At 53.7% G+C, this 20,717-nt stretch carries 17 protein-coding genes and 1 riboswitch; of the genes, 14 read left to right on the forward strand and 3 right to left on the reverse strand.

Going from position 1 to position 20,717, the window contains the following annotated elements; all coding sequences use genetic code 11:
* Window position 1: 1 nt before the first annotated feature.
* Window positions 2–586, reverse strand: coding sequence for a hypothetical protein (locus NGM62_RS12295; protein WP_262248342.1), 585 nt, complete (start codon window positions 584–586; stop codon window positions 2–4).
* A gap of 314 nt (window positions 587–900) precedes the next feature.
* On the reverse strand, window positions 901–2,472 hold the full coding sequence (locus tag NGM62_RS12300; protein ID WP_262248344.1) for a hypothetical protein: 1,572 nt from the start codon (window positions 2,470–2,472) through the stop codon (window positions 901–903).
* Between the two features lie 114 nt (window positions 2,473–2,586).
* A riboswitch (TPP riboswitch) is annotated at window positions 2,587–2,680 on the forward strand.
* A 66-nt stretch (window positions 2,681–2,746) separates the two neighbouring features.
* Here NGM62_RS12300 and NGM62_RS12305 point away from each other — a divergent pair.
* The 7 genes from NGM62_RS12305 to NGM62_RS12335 all read left to right on the forward strand — a co-directional run bounded on the left by NGM62_RS12305 (window position 2,747) and on the right by NGM62_RS12335 (window position 7,610).
* Entirely contained in the window at window positions 2,747–3,472 is a 726-nt protein-coding gene (locus NGM62_RS12305) for a class I SAM-dependent methyltransferase (RefSeq protein WP_262248346.1), read from the forward strand.
* A gap of 7 nt (window positions 3,473–3,479) precedes the next feature.
* Window positions 3,480–4,535 carry an AIR synthase-related protein gene (locus tag NGM62_RS12310; RefSeq protein ID WP_262248347.1) on the forward strand — a complete coding sequence of 352 codons (1,056 nt, stop codon included), beginning with the start codon at window positions 3,480–3,482 and terminating at the stop codon, window positions 4,533–4,535.
* The gene (locus NGM62_RS12315) at window positions 4,535–5,185 is read left to right on the forward strand and encodes a thiamine phosphate synthase (RefSeq protein ID WP_262248348.1); all 651 of its coding nucleotides are present in this window, start codon (window positions 4,535–4,537) and stop codon (window positions 5,183–5,185) included. The genes NGM62_RS12310 and NGM62_RS12315 overlap by 1 nt, the downstream gene beginning before the upstream one ends.
* Window positions 5,182–5,454, forward strand: a complete 273-nt coding sequence (locus tag NGM62_RS12320; protein WP_262248350.1) for a Trm112 family protein — start codon at window positions 5,182–5,184, stop codon at window positions 5,452–5,454. The genes NGM62_RS12315 and NGM62_RS12320 overlap by 4 nt, the downstream gene beginning before the upstream one ends.
* Window positions 5,455–5,478: 24 nt before the next feature.
* The gene (locus tag NGM62_RS12325; protein WP_262248352.1) at window positions 5,479–6,759 is read left to right on the forward strand and encodes an alpha/beta hydrolase; all 1,281 of its coding nucleotides are present in this window, start codon (window positions 5,479–5,481) and stop codon (window positions 6,757–6,759) included.
* Window positions 6,760–6,951: 192 nt separating this feature from the next.
* Window positions 6,952–7,299, forward strand: a complete 348-nt coding sequence (locus tag NGM62_RS12330) for a hypothetical protein (RefSeq protein ID WP_262248354.1) — start codon at window positions 6,952–6,954, stop codon at window positions 7,297–7,299.
* A 20-nt stretch (window positions 7,300–7,319) separates the two neighbouring features.
* Window positions 7,320–7,610, forward strand: a complete 291-nt coding sequence (locus tag NGM62_RS12335; RefSeq protein ID WP_262248356.1) for a Smr/MutS family protein — start codon at window positions 7,320–7,322, stop codon at window positions 7,608–7,610.
* 18 nt (window positions 7,611–7,628) lie between these two features.
* On the opposite strand, the gene NGM62_RS12340 is transcribed toward NGM62_RS12335, so the two are convergent.
* Window positions 7,629–8,645, reverse strand: a complete 1,017-nt coding sequence (locus tag NGM62_RS12340) for a LacI family DNA-binding transcriptional regulator (RefSeq protein WP_262248358.1) — start codon at window positions 8,643–8,645, stop codon at window positions 7,629–7,631.
* Between the two features lie 293 nt (window positions 8,646–8,938).
* On the opposite strand from NGM62_RS12340, the gene NGM62_RS12345 reads away from it, so the two are divergent.
* The 7 genes from NGM62_RS12345 (at window position 8,939) to NGM62_RS12375 (ending at window position 20,677) form a co-directional block, all read left to right on the forward strand.
* Window positions 8,939–10,432 carry an FAD-dependent oxidoreductase gene (locus NGM62_RS12345; RefSeq protein WP_262248359.1) on the forward strand — a complete coding sequence of 498 codons (1,494 nt, stop codon included), beginning with the start codon at window positions 8,939–8,941 and terminating at the stop codon, window positions 10,430–10,432.
* A complete protein-coding gene (locus NGM62_RS12350; RefSeq protein WP_262248361.1) occupies window positions 10,425–11,690 on the forward strand; it encodes an MFS transporter in 1,266 nt (421 codons plus the stop codon). The genes NGM62_RS12345 and NGM62_RS12350 overlap by 8 nt, the downstream gene beginning before the upstream one ends.
* Before the next feature lie 50 nt (window positions 11,691–11,740).
* Window positions 11,741–14,815, forward strand: a complete 3,075-nt coding sequence (locus NGM62_RS12355; RefSeq protein ID WP_262248363.1) for a SusC/RagA family TonB-linked outer membrane protein — start codon at window positions 11,741–11,743, stop codon at window positions 14,813–14,815.
* Window positions 14,816–14,826: 11 nt separating this feature from the next.
* A complete protein-coding gene (locus tag NGM62_RS12360; RefSeq protein WP_262248364.1) occupies window positions 14,827–16,461 on the forward strand; it encodes a RagB/SusD family nutrient uptake outer membrane protein in 1,635 nt (544 codons plus the stop codon).
* Window positions 16,462–16,490: 29 nt separating this feature from the next.
* On the forward strand, window positions 16,491–18,101 hold the full coding sequence (locus tag NGM62_RS12365) for an alpha-L-arabinofuranosidase C-terminal domain-containing protein (RefSeq protein WP_262248366.1): 1,611 nt from the start codon (window positions 16,491–16,493) through the stop codon (window positions 18,099–18,101).
* Between the two features lie 44 nt (window positions 18,102–18,145).
* Window positions 18,146–19,738, forward strand: a complete 1,593-nt coding sequence (locus NGM62_RS12370) for an alpha-L-arabinofuranosidase C-terminal domain-containing protein (RefSeq protein WP_262248368.1) — start codon at window positions 18,146–18,148, stop codon at window positions 19,736–19,738.
* 354 nt (window positions 19,739–20,092) lie between these two features.
* Complete coding sequence (locus tag NGM62_RS12375; protein ID WP_262248369.1) at window positions 20,093–20,677, forward strand: RNA polymerase sigma factor; 585 nt, start codon at window positions 20,093–20,095, stop codon at window positions 20,675–20,677.
* Window positions 20,678–20,717: the final 40 nt, after the last annotated feature.

Below are 20,717 nucleotides of genomic sequence, written 5' to 3' on the forward strand. Positions count from 1 at the left end.
CCTACCTAAGTGCCATGGTCATGTGGGCCACCTCGCCACGGCTCGCGCGGGCAATCGCATTGGCAAAATACCGCTCAGCTTGTTGCAGTAACGGACGGGTCTCGTCGTTTACGAAACCAGCATATTTGCGCTTCGCTTTCTTAAACTGCCGTTGTTCCCGCTTCAACTCGGTCTGGAGCTGCTCCCTCAGCTTGGCAATTTTTGCCGCCTCATAGGCGTCGCGCTCCTCATGCTTCTTTGCATATTGGGCTTCAATTTCGGCGATGGCCCTTTTACCCGATTCCACCCGCACCCCCCGGTTGATGTCGTCTTGGTAAACCTTGATGAAGAAAGCCCTGTCGCGCTCCAGTTCGGCATGGTTGCCCCGGCTTCCACGCACGTGCTCGCTGGCCATTTGGAACTGATTGAACAACACATCCACGTTATGCTGGTGGAATGCGATAGCCTGCTTGAAAGCTGCTACGCTCTTCTGCTCGCTGACATGTTCTTTTTTCACTTTTTCGACAGGACGTGGTGCATTTGTGCTGGCAACACTGGTTCCTACTACGGCTGCGCAAATCATGGCGCTTAATACTAACGATTTCATAACTTTACGATTTTATTTTTTACTTTTTCCTTTTCGTTTCTATGGATAAGACGACGAAGGGTGAAAAACGTTGCACTACCCTGGTGGGATAATAGACAAACCGCCGATAATCATCGACCAACGGAAACCGAATTAGACGAAAAGGCTCATTTTATAGATAAACGGGCGTGGACAGGCCGCAAAAAATCACCGAAAACCAGTATTTACAGCGCAGCGGGGATACCGTACTTTTGTTTATATATGGCTGCACACGGCACAAGCCGCCCGGCTAGGATGCCGAGGCGGCTTTTATTTGACCTCGTTATGGGCTGTGCTTAGTCTACATACCCATGGTATAGGTATAATGCCCCATACGTCCAGTTCGGACCTACCAGCCCGGGGTAGTTGAACCGGTCCATCATCAGCGCCACATACCGGAATGGGTAGCCCTCAGGCAGTTCCACCACATTGGGCCAAACGCGGGTGCCCGACTCATCGTCCCACGGAGGGAGGTCCATTTTCAGGGTACCCACTACAGTCAAATCGGGATAGGAATAGATGAAAATTTCCCGCTCGCTACTGCCCGAAAAGCAGTATGGCACGCCGCCGATCCGTTGGATGGATGTTCCGGTTGAGTTGTGGGCCACCGGGCCGGCGATGCGCCGGTAGCCGCTATTCCACGAGGTCGATTCCAATAATACGGCTTTATACCCATCGTTTATATTCTCACACGTGAGGATACGCCATTTCGCGGCAGCGGCATCATATAGGATATGCGGGTCCTCGATGTCACCCACCACACCGAAAGGTTCGGCCCGCATAACGGAAAAACCGAAGCGGGGGTCTTTGGTGCTTTCCACGGCCAGCAACTGCTTCTGCTCCCGCGGGTTGGCGTAGGCACTGAACCCTGTAGTGGTCCCCCGCCACACCTGGTCCCGCCGGTCGTAGAAAATATGGGAGGCCACCTCGTTGCGGAGTATGCCGTCTGCCCGGTCAAACACGATAACCCCTTCAAAGCGGAGGTCGAACGCAGTCGGATCCATACTGAATACCCCCTGCACATGGTGTGGCAGCGCGCGCCCGCGGATGGTCATGGTATACCAAAGCCGGCCCTGGTCTAGCAGAGGGCTGCCGTCTTCATACGTCATGGCCCGGATATCGGCAAGGCCCATACCGCTGGTCAGTGCAGCTGTAGCTTCTTTTATCCCCACTACACCACGCTCCAATTGTACCGATACGCGCGATTGGAAGCGTTGCAGATAACGTTTTTCGCGCAGGTCGAGTTGCTGGCTGAAATCCGCTTGGGCAATTGGCTGGGGCAAGCCATCGTGCTGGGTATAGACGGTCAAACCGCTGCCCAACAGTTGGAGAATGATTTTCCCCTGCAACTTGGTCCCTGCGGGAATGTTCGTTGCGATCGATTCGCTGGTAACCCCTGTTCCCGCTTTCTTGATGCCTAACTCCACATCAACAATGTGTTGCCCACTGTATGTGACCACCACGGCAAACCGTTCGGTGTTGGCAGCATCGGCAAATTCAAATCCCACCGCTCCCGCTCCCTCGGTCGAATCGACCACTAAGGTATATGTGGCGAACGGATTGAACCCGCCGAACCAAACAGCCGTATGGGTCGTGGTGTCGGAACTGACAAGCAGTTGGCCCTTATGAACCGTTACCCGTGCATGGGTATCCGAATAATAGCTTACCGGATACATGGCCGTCATACCGATTACTTCTGCAGGTTTTAAAGCAGCTAACGGAATGGTATGCCGATCATCAAAAACAAACCTCCGCACACCCTGCCGGGTGAAATTGATATCAGTAGGGGTCGGCTGAGCCTGGGCCCAGCACGGCAGCGCAGCAACTGCGAAAAGAAAACAGAAAAACAAGCGGGCTAAAGCAACCATATCAAATATATTGGGGCTTCTAATATAGCTAATCTGGCCTATTTACACACTCCCGCCGCCCAGCAGCAATCGATAAAGTTGCATATCAACCCAACAATGGCTATGTTTGCGGCGGTACACAGCAAGGGGTGCCCCGATAGGGGCTGAGATTAAACCCTAATTACCTGATTTGGATTATGCCAACGTAGGGATGCAGACCATACAAGACCCATACCGATCTTGTTCCGCGCGCCGTTGGCTCTTCCGCTGAGGGGGCTGTCTAAACAAAGACAATATGATGGAACAGGAAAAAACAACGCTCGAACTCATCCCCCGACAGCAGCAGAACTGGCAGGGCCGCCCGGAATGGTTCTTCAACAGGGAACATACCGATACCTATGAGCAATGGTACGAAGGACGCTACAAGCGCGCCGAAATCTGGCAGAAAAAGGTGATGGAGCAGCTGGTGTCGAAAGACAGCCGCGTGAAAACGCTGCTTGAATTCGGCTGCGGCACCACGCGCTTCACGCGGTGGTGGAAAGAGATTGGCATCGAAGCTACCGGCGGCGACATATCGCCGCTGATGCTATCGCAAGCGATGCATCTCTTTGAAGGGGACCTAGTGATGGCCGACTCGCACCACATGCCGTTCAAAGACCATACGTTCGATTCGCTGGCCTTCATCACCACATTTGAATATTACCACGATCCCGTGCGCGTGATCCGCGAGGCCGCCCGTGTGGGCCGTTACGGCATCGCCATGGGCATGATGAACCGTAATTCGCCCAAGGTGCTGCGGCGCAGGGTGCAGGAGCTATTTGGCAAAAACCCATTTTACCTTACGGCCACGTTTTATACCCCACAACGACTGAGTGCTATCATCCATAAAGCTCTCCAAGGGCGCGAATACACCATCGAGTGGACGTGCACGGGCCTACCACGGTGGTTTCCTGTGCAGCAGTGGGGTCTCCCCTATGGTGACTTCTTCGGGCTGTATGTACGGTTCAACGACGTAGATTAACAGATCAATGGAAAAGCAACTTGGCAAAATCGGCATACCCCTGTTTAACGGCACCATTGCCATGCAGTGCGGCCACCCGCGCGCTGAGGTACGCACCGGCCCACGTTTCGGCGTGGATGTATCGGTGGTGGACCTCCCCGGCGGCATGGCCATGGCCTTGGCGAGCGACCCGCTGTCGCTCATTCCTTCACTAGGGCTGGAAGCGTCCGCGTGGCTGTCGGTACACCTCATGGCCAACGACATTGCCACCACCGGCCACGGTCCCATGTACGGCCAATTTGTATTGAACCTGCCCGACACCTTAAGCAGTGCGGATTTCAAGCAATACTGGGCATACATCCACCGGTTCTGTTCGGACATCGGCGTAGCTATCACCGGGGGCCACACCGGATTCATCGCGCACCAACATTCCACCATCTCCGGTGGCGGCACGCTGGTTACCGTGGCCGCGCAGAACACCCTGCTTACGGCCTCGGCGGCCCGCGCCGGCGACGTAATCCTGGTTACCAAACAGTGCGCACTATCGTCGGCAGCCATCCTGGCCATGAGTTTCCCCGAGACGGTAAAGAATAAAGCCGGTACGGAGATACATCAGTTGGCTTGCGATACTTTCTACGATACTTCTGCGCTCCAAGATGCATTGGTGGCCGTAGGAGGCGCGGCAGACGCGGGACAAGTGAGCGCCCTGCACGACGTTACGGAAGGTGGTGTGCTCGGCGCTATCTATGAGTTGGCGGTCGCCTCGGGCCAGGGCGCCGTTATCGATAGTGATAAGCTACCTGTACACCCGGTGCAGCAACAGGTATGCGGTATTTTCGGGCTCGACACGCGCTACTGCGTGGGGGCAGGTTCCATGGTGATGGCTTGCCGGCCCGACGCCGCAGCCGCCGTGGTGGGACGCTTGGGAGCTGCCGGCATCCCCTGCGCGGAGGTGGGCCAGCTGACGGACGCGGCAAGCGGCATCAAGCTGGTAGAAGACGGCAGGGCAGCGGACATGCCCTACCACGAGGTAGACCCCTATTGGGCCGCATTTCACAACGCTTATCAAAACGGATGGAAATAATGGAAACACCACGCCCTATCGGCACCGGCATTTACCTGGTCATCGACCCTTCGATGCCCAAGCCCCAACTGTACGATAAACTGGATGCGGTACTAGGCGAAAGTATCGCCGCCCTGCAGATCTGGGACCATTTCCGCAAGGGGGAAGATATCCCCGCGCTCATCGGCGAGATATGCCGCCGCTGCCATGCCAGAAACGTACCCGTGCTGATCAACAACAGGTGGAGTTACTTGGTAGATACACCACTGGACGGCGTGCATTTTGATACCATCCCCCACGGCTACAAGGCCGTCCAGGCAGCCATAGACCGGCCCTTCCGCTGCGGCATCACCTGTACCAACGATATGGAGCCGGTATGCTGGGCGCGCGACCACGGAGCAGATTATATTTCATTCTGCTCGATGTTCCCATCCAAGACGGTAAGCAGCTGCGAACTGGTCACTCCCGGGTCGGTGCGCCAAGCAAGGGCCATCTATGGCGGCCCCGTGTTTTTGGCTGGCGGCATTTTGCCCGGGAATGTCCGGGAACTCCATGAACTCCATTATGCGGGCATTGCCCTCATCTCGGGCATCATGGGCAGCGACTCGCCTGCCGAAGCCATCCGCGAATACAAAAAACACATCCAAATCACGAAAACCCAATTGCCATGAACATTGAGACCATCAACAAGCTATGCTGCCCGTTCGACCGGGCAGACCTCACGCTCACCCCTATCCACACCACCGTTGCCGGCAACGTCGACGAGGGGTACCTCAGCTGTGGGCAGTGTGACCGCATCTACCCCATTGTGCGGGGCATCCCGATTATGAGCCCCGACGAGTACCGCGAATTCGAGCTGGAGAAGCCTTTGCTCGACCGCTGGAAAGCGCACCTCAAGGGCAAAACCATTGAGCATTTTCGCTTGGTAGATGAAACTTAGCCTAACTTTCATTACGTTTGTGATATGAAGATCCATTTCAAACCCATCTGTACCACCATGGTCATATTGTCGATGGCTGGTACCCATGGACGGGCACAGCAACGAGACGTCAACTATGACGAATCAAAAGTAGGGACCTACACGCTTCCGCCGCTGCTCACCACCGAAGGCGGCCAGTCGGTAACCACCTCGGCGCAATGGGAACAGCAGCGACGGCCCGAGCTACTCGAACTTTTCAGCTCGCAGATGTACGGGCGCACACCCGACGATTCGGGCATTACGGTCCGTTACGAACTGTTGACCGAAAACGCCGCTGCGCTGGGGGGTAAAGCCACCAGTAAGCAGGTTAAGTTTATTTTCAGTAACGGCAAAAAAGAGCTGGAGGCACTGCTATTGATGTACCTGCCCAACAACGGTGCTGAGCAGGTGCCGGTTTTTGTGGGCTATAATTTCAAGGGCAACCACAGCACCACAACGGACACGACCATTTTATATTCCAAGAACTTTGCCTTGGTAAAGGAGGCAGGCCACCCCGATTGGGAGCGGGGGTGCCAATCCAGCCGGTGGTCGTACGACGATATCATCGACCGCGGTTATGGCGTGGCAACCATGTGCTACCATGATATATTCCCCGATAAACCCGGATTGAAAGACCACAGCATCGTTTCGCTTTTCCCGGGCTACAGCCCCGATAGTGAGGCCCCCGACGAATGGCAGGCCATCGGTGCGTGGGCGTGGGGGTCGAGCCGGATAGTGGATTACCTGGCCACCGAGCCCCGGGTGGATACAGCCCAAGTCGCCATCATGGGCCATTCGCGCCAGGGCAAGGCAGCCCTTTGGGCAGGTGCGCAGGATACGCGGTTCAAGGTTGTCATATCCAACAATTCGGGCGAGGGCGGAGCCGCGCTGTCGCGCCGTGACTATGGCGAAACATTGGCTATCGTGAGTTCCATCAAGCCGGCTTGGTTCTGTCCGGCGTATGATGCCTATCATGGGCGAGCAGACGAGCTGCCATTCGACCAACATGCGCTGATAGCGCTGATGGCCCCCCGGGCAGTTTATGTAGCCAGCGCCGAAGAAGACCGTTGGGCCGACCCGAAAGGTGAATACCTAGGGGCATACCACGCCGGCCCCGTATATGAACTTTACGGACTACAGGGCCTGCCGTCGGCCACACCCCCCGCCATCCACCAGCCCATCATGCACGATGTCGGCTACCACATCCGGGCAGGAAAACACGATGTGACCCAATACGACTGGCTGGCGTTTCTGGATTTTGCTGATAAGCATTTCAAGCAGGACTGATTGGCGATACGGCCAAAACCAAAAGAAGATAAAAAAAGAAAGGTTTCCAAACGGGGAGAATGGAAACCTTTACTAATCAATTATAAACCTAAATTATGAAGCCACAAATGTCTGGATATTTTTCCAAACAACTGTACTGCACTCTCCTGCTCCATATTTTTTCGTATCATTGTATGTCAAAGCTGATGTACCATGTATATTAATCCGTCGTTGCCCAAGCTTGTCCGCACCTTACTCATCGCTGCTACGTTCACCTTCCACGCCTGCAAGACGGTTTCGTACGTCGGCGACCGCTATCAGCCGACGGAGCAAGTAGACGTGTACTATGCAGAGCGGGATATCAAACAAGAGTACCGTGTCATCGGACACCTTTCGGAAGAAGTTAAGGGTATCAACGGTGAGGAACGTGCGAAACAGCAGATTATTGCCAAATGCCGTGAAGTTGGGGCCGATGGCGTTATTATCCTCGGGTTTGACTATGGAGGCACCAAAGAAACCGAGCAATACCAGAAAGCCCAAGCGATCAAGTATATCGAATAGCAAAACAGTATCACGGCATCATGGCACCAGTACAGGAAGTGGACTTACATCTCGAGGCGTTCGTACGTGACGCATCGGGGCTCAGCAACGAACACATGGTGCGGTTGAGCATTGATCGTATGCGGACCGCTCTCGATAAGGCCATTGAACAGGGCCAGCGGGAAATCCGCTTCATCCATGGCCACGGTATGGGCACGCTGCGTGAGCGGGTATACCATGAATTGCGGGTGTACCAGCAAAATGGTCTCATCGAATCATTTGAGCCCTCGTTTTTTAACACCGGAGTGGTCAATGTGATCATCCATTATTGATACCCGCTACCCTTCCATTTACCCTGAGGATCCTCGGACGACCAGACTACCGGTGGATATTGTCATTTCGGACGGGATGGTTGTAAATCGCTTTTTTAGTAAATCGAGCATGTTTTTTCCGGCAACCAAGCCGATATCATAAGGTTTTTGTTCGTATGTAGTAAGTCCGGGCACCACAAGGCATGCCGCCGGGTCGTTGCCAAAACCAGTTACCGCGATGTCTGCTGGCACCTGTATTCCCTTTTCTTTAAGGATCTCCATAAGCTGTATGGCACCGGCATCATAGATTGTACATATCGCATCGGGTGGTTCGGGCAATGCCAGCCATTGGTCGATTGCGGCTTTCACATGTTCGTGGAGAAACCGGGTGTGTGCCACATATTCGGACCTATAGGTTATCCCGTGCTGGCGTAACGCAGCCATGTAACCCTGCTGGCGCAGCTTACTGGCCAGCAGATGCTTCGGGCCGGCCAGCAAAGCGATACGCCGCCTGCCGCAGTCGATAAGGTGTTGGGTTGTTGTATACAAGCCATTGAAATCATCTTCAACCACTTTCGGAATGGGTAGTTCCTGGCATATCCGGGCGAACGACACCAACGGGAACCCTTTTTGGTAAAGCATCTTGATCTGGTCGAAATTCCGCGTATCACGCGTGTGGCATATCAAGAATCCGTCCACACGGCTCAGCATGAGCGCTTGGATATTTTCCTTTTCGATTTGTGGTGATTCGTCCGACTGCGCAATAATGGTACGGTACCCCATCCGTGCCACCGCGTGCTGTATACCACTCACTATGGCAGCAAAAAATGGTTTCTGGATGTCAGGGATGATGACCCCCAACATACGGGTTTCGTTCTTGATGAGGCCGAGGGCTAGCATGTTCGGCTGGTAGTCCAACTCTTTAGCCACTTCAAGAACAGCTTTCCTGGTTTCCGGGCTGACATTCGGGTTATTGGTCAGGGCCCGCGAAACCGTAGATTTCGATATGCCTAATTTCTTGGCAATATCAATGATGGTAATTTGGCGTTTCTGCATAACAGGGTCTATCCCGCAAAGATGTGAAAAAATATTTTTAAATAAAAACATCATTGGGAACGGTTGTGGGAATGTTCCCAATATATAAATGAAAATTTTAACAACATAATCACTTGTTTATCAATAAAAAATGATATAGATTCGCTTTTGATTATGAAACTAATTTATCATAAATGATGATATTTAAACAACTAATTACACAGGTCTTTAATCCGTCGAAGACCGTCCCAGCCAGTGAAGGCACACGTCAAGCCGGACATCATACTCGACACCATTTACTTTAAGATTTATATATGCAGTTTATTGAAGAAGCACCGAAGAAACTTCCTATTTATGCCTCACCCGATGTATTGGTGGTAGGGGCAGGTCCTGCCGGAATTGGCGCGGCTATATCCGCGGCCCGCAATGGCGCCAAGGTCATGCTTTTAGAACGCTACGGCTTTTTGGGAGGGAACCTTACCATCGCCATGGTCAACCCGATGTTCACGTTCCATGACGTGAAAGGCAAACAGGTAATCCGCGGGATCGCCGGCGAACTCGTTGACCGCCTCGTGCAGCTTAAGTCGTCGCAGGGCCACGTTACAGACCTCACGTTCGATAACGCGTCGATGACGCCGTTCGATCCTGAAGGGATGAAGTATTTGCTTTTCCGGATGGTGACCGAAGCCGGCGTGGAGCTATTACTCCATTCGTGGGCTGTGGGGGTTACCCGCGAAGGCAGCCGCGTATCGTCGGTTATCATTGAGAACAAATCCGGGAGGCAGGCCATTGTTCCCAAGTACGTCATCGATTGCTCTGCCGATGCCGACATTGCAGCCATGGCAGGCGCTCCTTTCGTAAAAGGGCGGGAAGAAGATGGTGCCATGCAACCGGTAACCTTATTTTTCCGGATCGGCGGGATAGACATGGGAAACCTACGCCATTGGATGAAAAACAACCGGGACCTACTGAAAGACTCCCCTACCGACGAGGAAATCGATTCCAGTAAGGCCATCGCTTTCCTTGGTTTGAACCAATTGGTGAAGATGGGCATGGAAAAGGGGGAGTTTCCGAAAGATGCTGCCCCCCGGATCCTATTTTACGAGTTGCCGCAGGAAGGCCAGATTGCCGTGAACGCCACGCGGTTGCAGGGCATAGACGGCACCAATGCAGCCGACCTGACACGGGCCGAAGTAGAAACACGCGTACAAGCGTGGGAAATCCACAAATTCTTACAGAAGTATGTGGGTGGGTTCGAACGATCATATATCCTGGACACCGGGGCCCAGGTCGGGGTACGCGAAACACGCCATATCCGTGGCGACTACCAGCTCACCGAGCAAGATGTGCTGGCCAACCGCGCTTTTGACGATGGTATCGCCTGTGGGACATTCGCCATCGACATCCACCCGCCCGAGGGCGAACAACAGGTTTTCACGGGGTCGGGCAAAGCCGTTTATGAGGTGCCTTATCGCACATTGCTCCCCCAGGGCCTCGACAATGTGCTGGTGGCCGGAAGGAGCATTTCGGCTACGCATGCCGCTTTCGGATCATCGCGGGTGATGGCCACTTGCATGGCGATCGGCCAAGGGGCCGGTATTGCCATTGCCAATCTCATCCCTAAAGGCGGCGACGTACGCAGTGTAAATGTGGGCGATGTACGGGCAAAATTAATCGCGCAGGGGCAGTATCTGTTGGGCATGGCCGACGACCAGCCAGCAGACCCTACGCTCGCACTCAATAAAGGCGAAGGCTCGGGCGCGGCGGCATCCCACTACAATCCATTCAAAGACCAAACGCATGGTTAAGCAATCAGGCAACATCCGGTGGGGTGTGGCAGCCCTGTTGTTTTTCGCGTCCACGCTCAATTACCTGGATCGGCAGGTACTTTCGGTATTGGCGCCCACGATCCAAGCCGAATTGGGGTTGACCGATGTGGATTATTCCTTTATTACCTCATCGTTTCTGTTGAGTTACACCGTGATGTATGCCATCAGCGGCGCATTGGTAGACCGCCTGGGTACCCGCAAAAGTTTCCTATGGGCCGTGGGCGGCTGGTCCATTGCCAACATCCTTCACGCGTTTGCGAAGACGGCGATGCAATTCTCGGCATTCCGGTTCCTATTGGGCATTGCCGAGTCGGCCAATTTCCCGGCTGGTGTCAAAGCGGCTTCCGAGTGGTTCCCCCTTCGCGAACGCGCCCTTGCTATCGGCATGCTCAACGCAGGGTCGTCGGCAGGCGCAGCCATCGCCATCCCCCTGGTATCGGTAATTGCCATCCAGTTCAACTGGCAGGCCGCTTTCGTGGCTACCGGGCTTCTGGGTTTGATCTGGATGTTCTTCTGGCGGCGGCAATTCTACCTTCCACAAGACCACCCACGTATTTCGGAGGCCGAGCGGGAGTTGATCTTGGACGGGCAACCGCCGCAGGCCGCTACCACTGAGAAAACAAGTATCTGGCGCCTGCTGCGTATGCGGCAAGCCTGGGGGTGCCTTTGCGCACGTATCTTCATCGACCCGGTGACCTATTTCCTCATTTTCTGGATACCCAAATACCTGCAGGAGCAGCAGGGCCTTACCCTCGACCAGATGGGGTACTTCGCCTGGATTCCGTTCGTAATCCTCGCTGTAGGCACGTTGTTGGGCGGCATCATCCCCAAATGGTTCATCACCAAATGGGGCTGGTCGCTCAACCGCTCACGCAAATCGGTCATGCTTTTTGCGTCTTTGCTTGTACCGGTGTGCTGCGTTGCCTTGTTCTACGCACCAGGCATGGGGGTAGCATTGATTGCCATCGCGGGTGTCATGCTCGGTCACGGGCTTTGGGGCAACATCACCATTCCAGCCGAAGTATTCCCCCGCCACGTACAGGGCACCCTCACCGGTATCGGCGGCACCTTGGGTGGCATCGCGGGTATACTTTCACAGCTTTCGGTAGGATGGACGGTCCAGCACCTTTCCTATGTGCCCATCTTCGTTGCCATTGGTGTCGCCTACTTATTTACGCTGGGATGCGTGCAGTTGTTCACCGGAAAATTGGGTGAGATCATCACGATAGACCCATAGACCATAACCAACATAGAAAGTACAAATTATTTAACCAAACAATAAAGCTAATGAACACATTAAAACTAATCCAGTATCTAAGTATCAGGGGCCGCTGGGTGCTCCTGTTACTCGCTGTTGCAGGCATATCGCGTGCACAGCAACAGGTTGATGTGTCCGGAACGGTCCGCGATCTCGAAGGCAATGCACTTGCAGGCGTTACCGTGAGTCAGAAAGGTGCTGGCCAAGCCCTCGCCGTGACCAACCCCGACGGCACATTTTCCCTCCGCTCGCCGGCAGACGCAACACTCGTTTTCTCATTGATCGGGTACGGCAATGAGGAGGCCAGTGTGACGGGCCGTCCGCTAAACGTGGTCATGACCGCCGTGGTGGCCAACCTTGACGAGGTGGTCGTGGTTGGCTTCGGCACCACCAAAAAGGTGAATCTTACCGGATCCGTTGCCTCCGTGTCGGGCGAAGAAATCGCTAAGCGGCAGGTGGGCCAGAGCTCCATGGCCTTACAGGGCATTGTTCCCGGCGTAACCGTGACACAGAGCACCGGTCAGCCCGGCGTTGACGGCGGCTCCATCCGCGTGCGGGGGGTCGGTACGCTTAATAATTCCAACCCACTGGTGTTGGTGGATGGCGTGGTGATGTCGCTGGACCATGTGGATGTATCATCCATCGAGTCAATATCGGTACTCAAGGACGCAGCATCTTCAGCCATCTATGGCTCGCGGGCAGCCAATGGGGTTATCCTTATTACCACCAAGCGCGGGCGCGAAGGGCAGTTTTCCTTTTCGTATGACGCCTACCTGGGTAAGCAGTCGCCCACCAATATGATTAAACCGGTCAACGGTCTCGACCACATGAACCTGATCAACGAAGCACACACCAACGTCGGCCGCTCACCGCTTTTCCCCGCCGATTACATCCAAAATTACATCGCCAATAAAGACACCGACCCGGACACCTATCCCGATTCGGACTGGCAGGACGCCCTGCTTACCGGCAGTGGTCTGCAACAGAACCACGTGCTGAGCGTGACAGGCGGCACGGAGCGCGTCAAATTTTTTGGATCTTTCGGCTACCTCAACCAAGCGGGGCTCATCGATAACGTCAATTTCCAGCGTTACTATTTCCGGCTCAATACCAATGTAAAGCTATCCGAAAAGTTGAGTGGATCGTTCGATTTATACATCCGCAATCAGGACCGCAAATCCGTCACCAATGCCGGACCATTCTCCGGGCCGGCAGCCTTTTCACCGTCGACCTCCACAGGTATGATCTTTGGCTTAATCAATAAGCTGCCGGCTACACAAGCCATCAAGTACACAAACGGATTATGGGGCGAAGGTCAGAATGGCGCCAACCCTGCAGCGATTGTGGAGGAAGGAGGTTGGTGGCGGCAAACCAGTTTCCCCCTTGCCGGAAACTTCTCGCTGGATTATAAGCCATTCGAGTTCCTTACGGCTCGAGTGACATATGCGCCTACCTATTCGCAGCCGGTTACCCGTTCGTTCAACAACGTAGTCAAAACGTACGACCCTGCGGGCAACCCCCGGTTTTCCGTACCTTCTATCAATGAGCTGAATGAGGATATGGCTACCGAGCGTGAAGACCAGGTGGACGTCACACTCACGTTCGCCGAAGACTACGGCAACCATTCAGTCAGCGCCATGGGCGGATACCAGTACCTGAATGCAGCCTACAGCGGCTTCAGTGCATTCCGCGACAATTTCCTGTTTCCCGATTATACGGTGCTTTCAGCCGGGTCATCGGACAACATGCGCAATGGAGGTTATGCAGGCGCATGGTCACTGATATCCTATTTCGGCCGCGCCAATTATGCGTTCGCCGGTAAATACCTGTTCGAGGCCAATATCCGGCACGACGGGTCATCGCGTTTCGCAGAAGGCAACAAGTGGGGTACATTCCCGTCGTTCTCGGCCGGATGGCGCCTCTCTGAAGAACCGTTTATGGCAGGCACACGCAGTTACCTCGACGATTTGAAAATCCGCGCTTCATGGGGTCTTTTGGGCAACCAGCAAATCGGCAGCGATTACCCCTTTGCACCCACCGTCTCACTCAGCCCACGTTATGTTTCCAACGACCAGGTGGTCAATGGGGCCGCCATACTCGACTTGGCCAACACCGATATCACGTGGGAAACCACCGAGATGACGAACATCGGATTAGACGTACGGCTGCTGCGTAAACTATCCGTTTCCTTCGACTATTACCAAAAAGAAACACGGGGGATCCTGCTGCAACTCAGCATCCCGAGAACAATGGGTGTCACGGCACCTTACCAGAATGCCGGTGTGGTTGAAAACAAAGGCTGGGATCTGCAGCTCGACTATTCCGATTACAGCAAGCCATTCAAATATGCGGCTACGGTGGTGCTGTCGGACGTACGCAATAAGGTGGTCGACCTCAAGGGCATCCAGCAAACCGGCACCATCGTAAATCGCGAGGGTTACCCAATAAACTCGTTGTTCCTTTTGCGGTCGGCAGGTTTGCTTTCGCCGGCCGATTTTGATAGTGAGGGCAATTACCTCCATACCCCTACGCAATTTGGCGTCGTAGCACCCGGTGACATCCGGTATCTGAACACCAACGACGATAATGTCGTCAACGCCGGCGACCGCGAAGTGTTGGGAAGTACCATTCCACGCTACACCTACAGCTTCAACCTGTACCTGGGCTACCGGAATTTTGATTTTTCAACCCTGCTACAAGGCGTGGGTAAGGTGGATGGTTACCTCACCAGTAACGCCATCACTCCTTTCTTGCTTGGCGGCACCGCATACGAATACCAGAAGGACCGTTGGACCCCCGACAATCCCAATGCGGTATTCCCCCGGCTCGCATTCGGCGAAAGCCACAACACACAGCAGTCGGACTATTGGATGCGTAGTGCCGCGTACTTACGTGTAAAAAACATCCAACTGGGCTATACGCTCCCCACAGCGGTAGCCAACAGCATGCGCATACAGAAAGCCCGCCTATACATTTCGGGCGAAAATTTGTTTACGTTCGACAATTTCTGGGAGGGGTGGGATCCTGAAATCTCCGCGGCCAGCAACGGGGCTTATTACCCGCAGGTAAAAACATTCAATGTCGGACTGAACCTCAAATTTTAAAACGATAGATCATGAAAAAGATAATCTTCATCGCAATATGTGTATTACTGCTAGGATGTAGCAAGCAGCTGGATAAGTTCCCCCTCGATGCTCCCTCAACGGGCACATTTCTAAAGACCGAGGCAGAGCTCCGTGCCGCAATCGCGGGCTGTTTCTCCCCCTTATCGTTTCGATTTGGTGAAAACCCCTTCGCAATCTGGTTCGACATGTATTCAGACATCGCAGCCAATCGCGACGCCACACCACACTCGTATTGGGGCACACCCACCGCAGGAAATGTCAATACCATCTGGAATAATATGTACACCGTTATCGCACGATGCAACTTCGTGCTTGACAACATCGACCGTGTGACCGGTACTTCCGAGGTAGTCATCAACCAGTCTAAGGGTGAGGCTAAGTTTCTACGTGCTTACGCCTATTCGCTGCTTTCGCAGTTCTATGGCGACGTGCCTTTGGTGACCACCACATTAGAGCTCTCTGACGCCTACGTATCGCGCGACGCGAAGAGCTTGGTTGTTGACTTCATTTTATCGGAGCTGACCGAGGCAGCAGGTCTCTTGCCGGCTACGAATGCGCCGAACACCATGGCCATTTCGGGCGGTGCAGCCAATGCGTTGGCGTCACGTGTAGCGCTCTATAACGAGCGCTGGTCCGAAGCCATCGCAGCCGCAGAAGCGGTAATGGCACTAGAAGGAACACAGTTCGAGCTTAACCCCGACTACGAAGGCATCACCCACCGCGCCGGTAAAACGTCCAAGGAAATCATCTGGGCGATCCAATTCAACTATAACGACGTAATCCACGAAACACCCGTATCATTCCGCTCGCGGATGTCGGGGGGCTACAGCAACCGAATGCCTGTACAAGCACTGATCGATTCGTACCTGAGTATTGACGGACTCCCCATCGATGAATCGCCATTATACAATCCGGCGAAACCTTTTGAAAACCGCGACCCCCGGCTAGCCATGTCCATCGCGCTACCGGGGAGCGTATACTACGGCTACCAGTTCGAAACCCACAAAGACAGCTTGATGTGCTGGAACTACAACGTGAGCCCGGCGGTACGCGTACCGAATCTCGACGCGACCCATACCTTTGCCAGCTTCGCCGGGTATTGCTGGCGGAAATACGCCGATCCGACCGAGGAGCATGCCACCCGTTCGGATATCAACCCCATCATCCTGCGGTATGCCGAGGTGCTGCTCAATTACGCGGAAGCCAAACTCGAAGCCAACCAATTGGATGCAACGGCTTATGAAGCAATTAATAAGTTAAGGCGACGTGTTGGCATGCCCGAAGTTGCCGCTGGATTGAGTTCCGATGCATTCCGCACGGTCGTCCGCACGGAACGCAAGATTGAACTCGCCGGTGAGGGCTTACGCTACTTCGATATCATCCGGTGGCGCATTGCCGAAGACGTACTGAGCGGGCCATGTTACGGTCGTATACCGCGAGGCTTTTTAGCCGCTGCCCCAGCTATCGATGAGAATGGAACACCGGATTACAGCAATGTGTCGAATGCCGATCAGATGCGCGTCATCCAAACCCGCATCTTCGACCCCGGGGCCAATTATTTATGGCCAATCCCTGATATTGAAATCCAGACAAATGACAATCTCGTTCCCAATCCGGGTTATTAACGGCTAGAAACAAATAAACAACACCATAAATGATGAGAGATATTGTTATCAAGTCGATATTTCTAACCCTGGTGGGCGGGTTAACCCTGCACCCCCTTTGCGGGCAGCAGACACAGGTGACCTATGTAACAATTGCCATACCCGATAAGCTGATACAAGTTGACCCAATGATCTATGGGCAGATGCTGGAAAATGTCAATGATAGCATGATCTATGGCGGCGTAGCGGATCTCCGCGGGAATGTGCGACAGCACCTTATCCCCCATCTACAGGATTTGCAAATCCCCGTAATGCGCTGGCCGGGCGGCACCGTAGTTTACGAGTACCATTGGCAGAACGGGGTTGGCCCCAGAGACAAGCGGCCCACCGTACCGACCCTAGCCTGGGGGGGTGTAGAAAACTATCAATTCGGCACCGATGAGTTCTTGCAATGGTGCAAGGAGGTGGGTACTATGCCTTACATCAATCTGAATATGAGCCTCCATCCCGATTACGAAGGGACGCTGGAAGAGGCACTAAACTGGATGGCTTATGTGAATGAGGATGCGAGTAACGGATATGGCAAGCTCAGGGCGGCAAACGGCCATCCTGAACCCTATGGTGTCAGATTTTGGTGTATCGGCAACGAAAACTATCTCACCAGCCGCTCAGCCCGCGTTCAGGAGTCGGACGAGCAGTACGCAAAACGGTTGAATGTATGGGCCAGTGCCATCCGTCGCCATCATCCGGATGTAGAGTTGTTGGGCATTGGTCATACCGAGAGTTGGAACCAAACAATTCTCAGCGAAAACGGGCATCTGATCGACTTCCTCACCCAACATTATTATGTTAATAGCCTGGTGAAAGATGGGGAAATCCAAGACCCGCTGAACACGTTGTTTGCCCCCCTTAAAATGGAGGCCCATTTGGCCCGGCTAGGGATGCAATTGGCAACCGTAAACAGCAAGTTCGGCCGTTCAGATCGTCCTATACGCCTTAGCGTGGACGAATGGAACAACAGGCATTCCGTTGAAAGTGGTAATGGGTACCGATTCAGCCGGCAGTCACCACGGCGGCAATTCGACGTTGTGGTGGTGAGCGGCATGCTCAATGCATTCATCCGGCAAAGCCCCCACGTGGGCATGGCCAATTACATCTTCCCTGTCAACGCCCATGGATTGATCCGTACCGTTGGTAACAGCGACGCCTACCAAACCCCCATTTATCATGTCTTCAAGCAGTACCGCCAACAAATGGTCGGGACTAAATTAGAAGCTACGGTCCAAGGGCCGACCGTCGATATCGAAGCGCTTAACCTCACGATAGATGGTGATACCCGATACGACAGCATTGCGATGTTGGAAACGCATGTTCCATTTATCGATGCGGCGGCGGTGCACAACGCTGATGGCAACATCTATGTCTCATTGATTAACCGTTGTCCGGATAAAACACATCGGGTGAGCCTTGCCGTACCCGACGGTTATCGGAGTGAGTCGGTATGGATGCTTGGTGATGGTGATATCAACGCCCGGAACAGTTCCGAGAACCGAAAGGAAATCGTACCTTCGGTCAAGCCCATTAGTACCAAGCGAGGCAAAGTGGATATTGAAATCCCAGCCTGTGGGTTGAAACTAGTCAAATTGACACCGACCGGTTAGGTCAATGTATCGGCACTATCGATTAATCTTAAATTTATCACGAAATGAAACCTTTTTTTTGCAAAATCGCTTTCCTCGCCTTCATCGCACTAATGGGGAGTATCCATCCGATCCAGGCACAACTCACCACCGTTGAAATCGATTTGGCGGCCACACCGGTACAGATTAACCCGATGATATACGGGCAGATGCTGGAGAATGTAAACGATAGCATGATTTATGGCGGCATCGCCGACCTGCAGGGCAATGTCCGCCATCACCTCACCCCCAGCCTTCGCGACCTCCAGATACCGGTGATGCGGTGGCCGGGGGGTACGGTTATACACGAATACCGCTGGCGGCATGGAATCGGCCCAAAGCCCCTCCGGCCAACGGTCGAAAACCACCATTGGGGTGGCGTTGAAAACTACCAATTCGGTACCGACGAATTCCTGCAATGGTGCCGGGAAATCGGTACGGAGCCCTATATCAATTTCAATATGGGCAATGATCCCGAGTTTGCCGGCGCCCTCTGGGAAGCGTTGGAGTGGATTGAATACGTCAATGGCGACCCGTCATCAAATTTCGGCAAGCTCCGGGCGCATCACGGACATGCTGCACCCTACCGTGTCAAATATTGGTGCATTGGTAACGAAAATTACGGGCCTTGGGGCAAACACACGGCCGAGACCGAGACAGCCTACGCAACCAAGCTGCGTAAATGGGCGAGCGCGATAAAACAGCGACATCCAGACCTGCACCTCCTCGGCATCGGCCGCTCACTCAAGTGGAACCAGACCGTGTTGGATTCCTGCGGCGAGTTCCTGGACTTCCTTACCCAGCACTATTATGTCACATCGCGCGTGAAAGACGGTGAAATCCAAAACCCGATAAGCACGTTGTTTGCGCCCGCCAAGATGGAAGCACATTTAACTATGCTCGGTGCGCAGCTTGAGACGATAAACAAGCAGTTGGGACGGGCAGACCAACCGATCCGCCTCAGCGTGGATGAATGGAATAACCGGCATTCTGTCAACCATGGCGATAAATTCACGTTCACCCGCCATGATGACCGTCGGCAATTCGACGTAGCCGTGGTGGGCGGTATGCTCAATGCGTTCATCCGGCAAAGCCCCCATGTGGGCATGGCCAACTACATTTTTCCGGTCAATGCCCATGGGCTGATCCGTACCGTTGGCGATGACGATGCTTACCACACACCCATTTACTACGTATTTAAGCAATACCGCGAGCAGATGGTCGGCAGTAAACTCACTGTTGCCGTGGCAGGACCATCCATCGCCACGGATGCCATCAAACCTACGATTGATGGCGACAGCCGGGAGGCTGATATCGTTGCGGAGTCAATCCCTTTTATCGATGCCGCGGCGGTACGCCACGAAGACGGGAGCATCTATGTATCTCTGGTCAATCGGTCGCCCGATGCCACGCACCAGGTACGTATCGACATCCCAGCCGGATACCGGAGCGAGACTGTCTGGGTACTCGAACACCCGGATATCAATGCGCGGAACGACGAACGGAACCGTACGGAAATCACACCATCCATCCAACCCGCCAAAGCAAGGGGAGGCAAGTTCAGTACGGAAGTGTTGGCTTGTGGGCTCCAGATTGTCAAATTGGTGCCGTTGCGTTAATCATCACCTTAACTATTTAACAATTATTAACAAACTTCACACAACAAAACAGGGGCGGCATGCGTTATATAGATTCATAATTAGGTTTATAATTGGTTAGTTTAGAAAGCCCCGATTCTCCCCGTTTCGGGGCTTTCGTTTATAGTATAAAGCGTTGAAGCGAAATAAAATTAAGCAACCGATTGCGTGCAAATGCCCCTTGTCAAATCGAATTTCTTTTCTTAACGTTGCATTACGTTACATACGCCAATTGTAAAAACGAAATCGAGATTGAGGTTGTGTGTTCAGTGTTTGGCAGCGGCTCATTGGGGTCGGCGCTAAAGGGTTAGAGCGATTAACAAAAGTGAAAGGCCCATGGAACAAACGGATTTGCTACACCGGATCAGTAGGGGCGACGAGGATGCGTTCAACGCACTCTATCAAACATACCAGCCCGGAATGCGCGACTTTTTCGGGCGATATGTCCATTCTGATTCACTGGCTGACGATCTCTGCCAGGAGCTGTTCATCAAGCTATGGGACAACCGGCGGCAGCTTGCGGGAATACGTGAGTTCCGGCCCTACCTATACGTCATTGCCCGCAACCTCGCCCTCAACTCCCTCAAGCACATTGCAATCTCCCAACGTGCCATGGGCGAACTGCTCCGGCACTATCCCGTGCAGCAGGAGGTCACCGAGCAGACGGTAATAGACCGCGAATACCGGCTACTGCTTGACCAAGTTCTCTCCCGGCTGCCCCGACGGTCGCGCGAAATCTTCGCACTATGCCGCGAGCAGGGTAAAAGCTACGACGAGGCGGCCCGCGTACTCGGCATCTCCCGCAATGCCATCAAAAACCACATGGTAAGCACCCTGAAGGTATTGAAATCCTTCGCTGAGAAGCAGTTGGGGGTGACGATCGCGCTGTTGATCGGAATAATGAAATTTCTGCTACCCTAAATCCCACTTGAGTTGTCCTTCTATCAAAGGAAGGAATATG

Origin of the sequence: Parapedobacter soli (assembly GCF_025460835.1) — a bacterium.
Lineage (GTDB): Bacteria > Bacteroidota > Bacteroidia > Sphingobacteriales > Sphingobacteriaceae > Parapedobacter > Parapedobacter soli.

What these genes read in the sequence shown, in the direction of transcription:
- NGM62_RS12300 (WP_262248344.1), bottom strand. Translation starts at nt 2,472, where the DNA reads ATGGTTGCTTTAGCCCGCTTGTTTTTCTGTTTTCTTTTCGCAGTTGCT.
- NGM62_RS12320 (WP_262248350.1), top strand. Translation starts at nt 5,182, where the DNA reads ATGAACATTGAGACCATCAACAAGCTATGCTGCCCGTTCGACCGGGCA.
- NGM62_RS12370 (WP_262248368.1), top strand. Translation starts at nt 18,146, where the DNA reads ATGAAACCTTTTTTTTGCAAAATCGCTTTCCTCGCCTTCATCGCACTA.
- NGM62_RS12330 (WP_262248354.1), top strand. Translation starts at nt 6,952, where the DNA reads ATGTATATTAATCCGTCGTTGCCCAAGCTTGTCCGCACCTTACTCATC.
- NGM62_RS12325 (WP_262248352.1), top strand. Translation starts at nt 5,479, where the DNA reads ATGAAGATCCATTTCAAACCCATCTGTACCACCATGGTCATATTGTCG.
- NGM62_RS12375 (WP_262248369.1), top strand. Translation starts at nt 20,093, where the DNA reads ATGGAACAAACGGATTTGCTACACCGGATCAGTAGGGGCGACGAGGAT.
- NGM62_RS12360 (WP_262248364.1), top strand. Translation starts at nt 14,827, where the DNA reads ATGAAAAAGATAATCTTCATCGCAATATGTGTATTACTGCTAGGATGT.
- NGM62_RS12295 (WP_262248342.1), bottom strand. Translation starts at nt 586, where the DNA reads ATGAAATCGTTAGTATTAAGCGCCATGATTTGCGCAGCCGTAGTAGGA.
- NGM62_RS12355 (WP_262248363.1), top strand. Translation starts at nt 11,741, where the DNA reads ATGAACACATTAAAACTAATCCAGTATCTAAGTATCAGGGGCCGCTGG.
- NGM62_RS12335 (WP_262248356.1), top strand. Translation starts at nt 7,320, where the DNA reads ATGGCACCAGTACAGGAAGTGGACTTACATCTCGAGGCGTTCGTACGT.
- NGM62_RS12365 (WP_262248366.1), top strand. Translation starts at nt 16,491, where the DNA reads ATGATGAGAGATATTGTTATCAAGTCGATATTTCTAACCCTGGTGGGC.
- NGM62_RS12340 (WP_262248358.1), bottom strand. Translation starts at nt 8,645, where the DNA reads ATGCAGAAACGCCAAATTACCATCATTGATATTGCCAAGAAATTAGGC.
- NGM62_RS12350 (WP_262248361.1), top strand. Translation starts at nt 10,425, where the DNA reads ATGGTTAAGCAATCAGGCAACATCCGGTGGGGTGTGGCAGCCCTGTTG.
- NGM62_RS12345 (WP_262248359.1), top strand. Translation starts at nt 8,939, where the DNA reads ATGCAGTTTATTGAAGAAGCACCGAAGAAACTTCCTATTTATGCCTCA.
- NGM62_RS12310 (WP_262248347.1), top strand. Translation starts at nt 3,480, where the DNA reads ATGGAAAAGCAACTTGGCAAAATCGGCATACCCCTGTTTAACGGCACC.
- NGM62_RS12315 (WP_262248348.1), top strand. Translation starts at nt 4,535, where the DNA reads ATGGAAACACCACGCCCTATCGGCACCGGCATTTACCTGGTCATCGAC.
- NGM62_RS12305 (WP_262248346.1), top strand. Translation starts at nt 2,747, where the DNA reads ATGATGGAACAGGAAAAAACAACGCTCGAACTCATCCCCCGACAGCAG.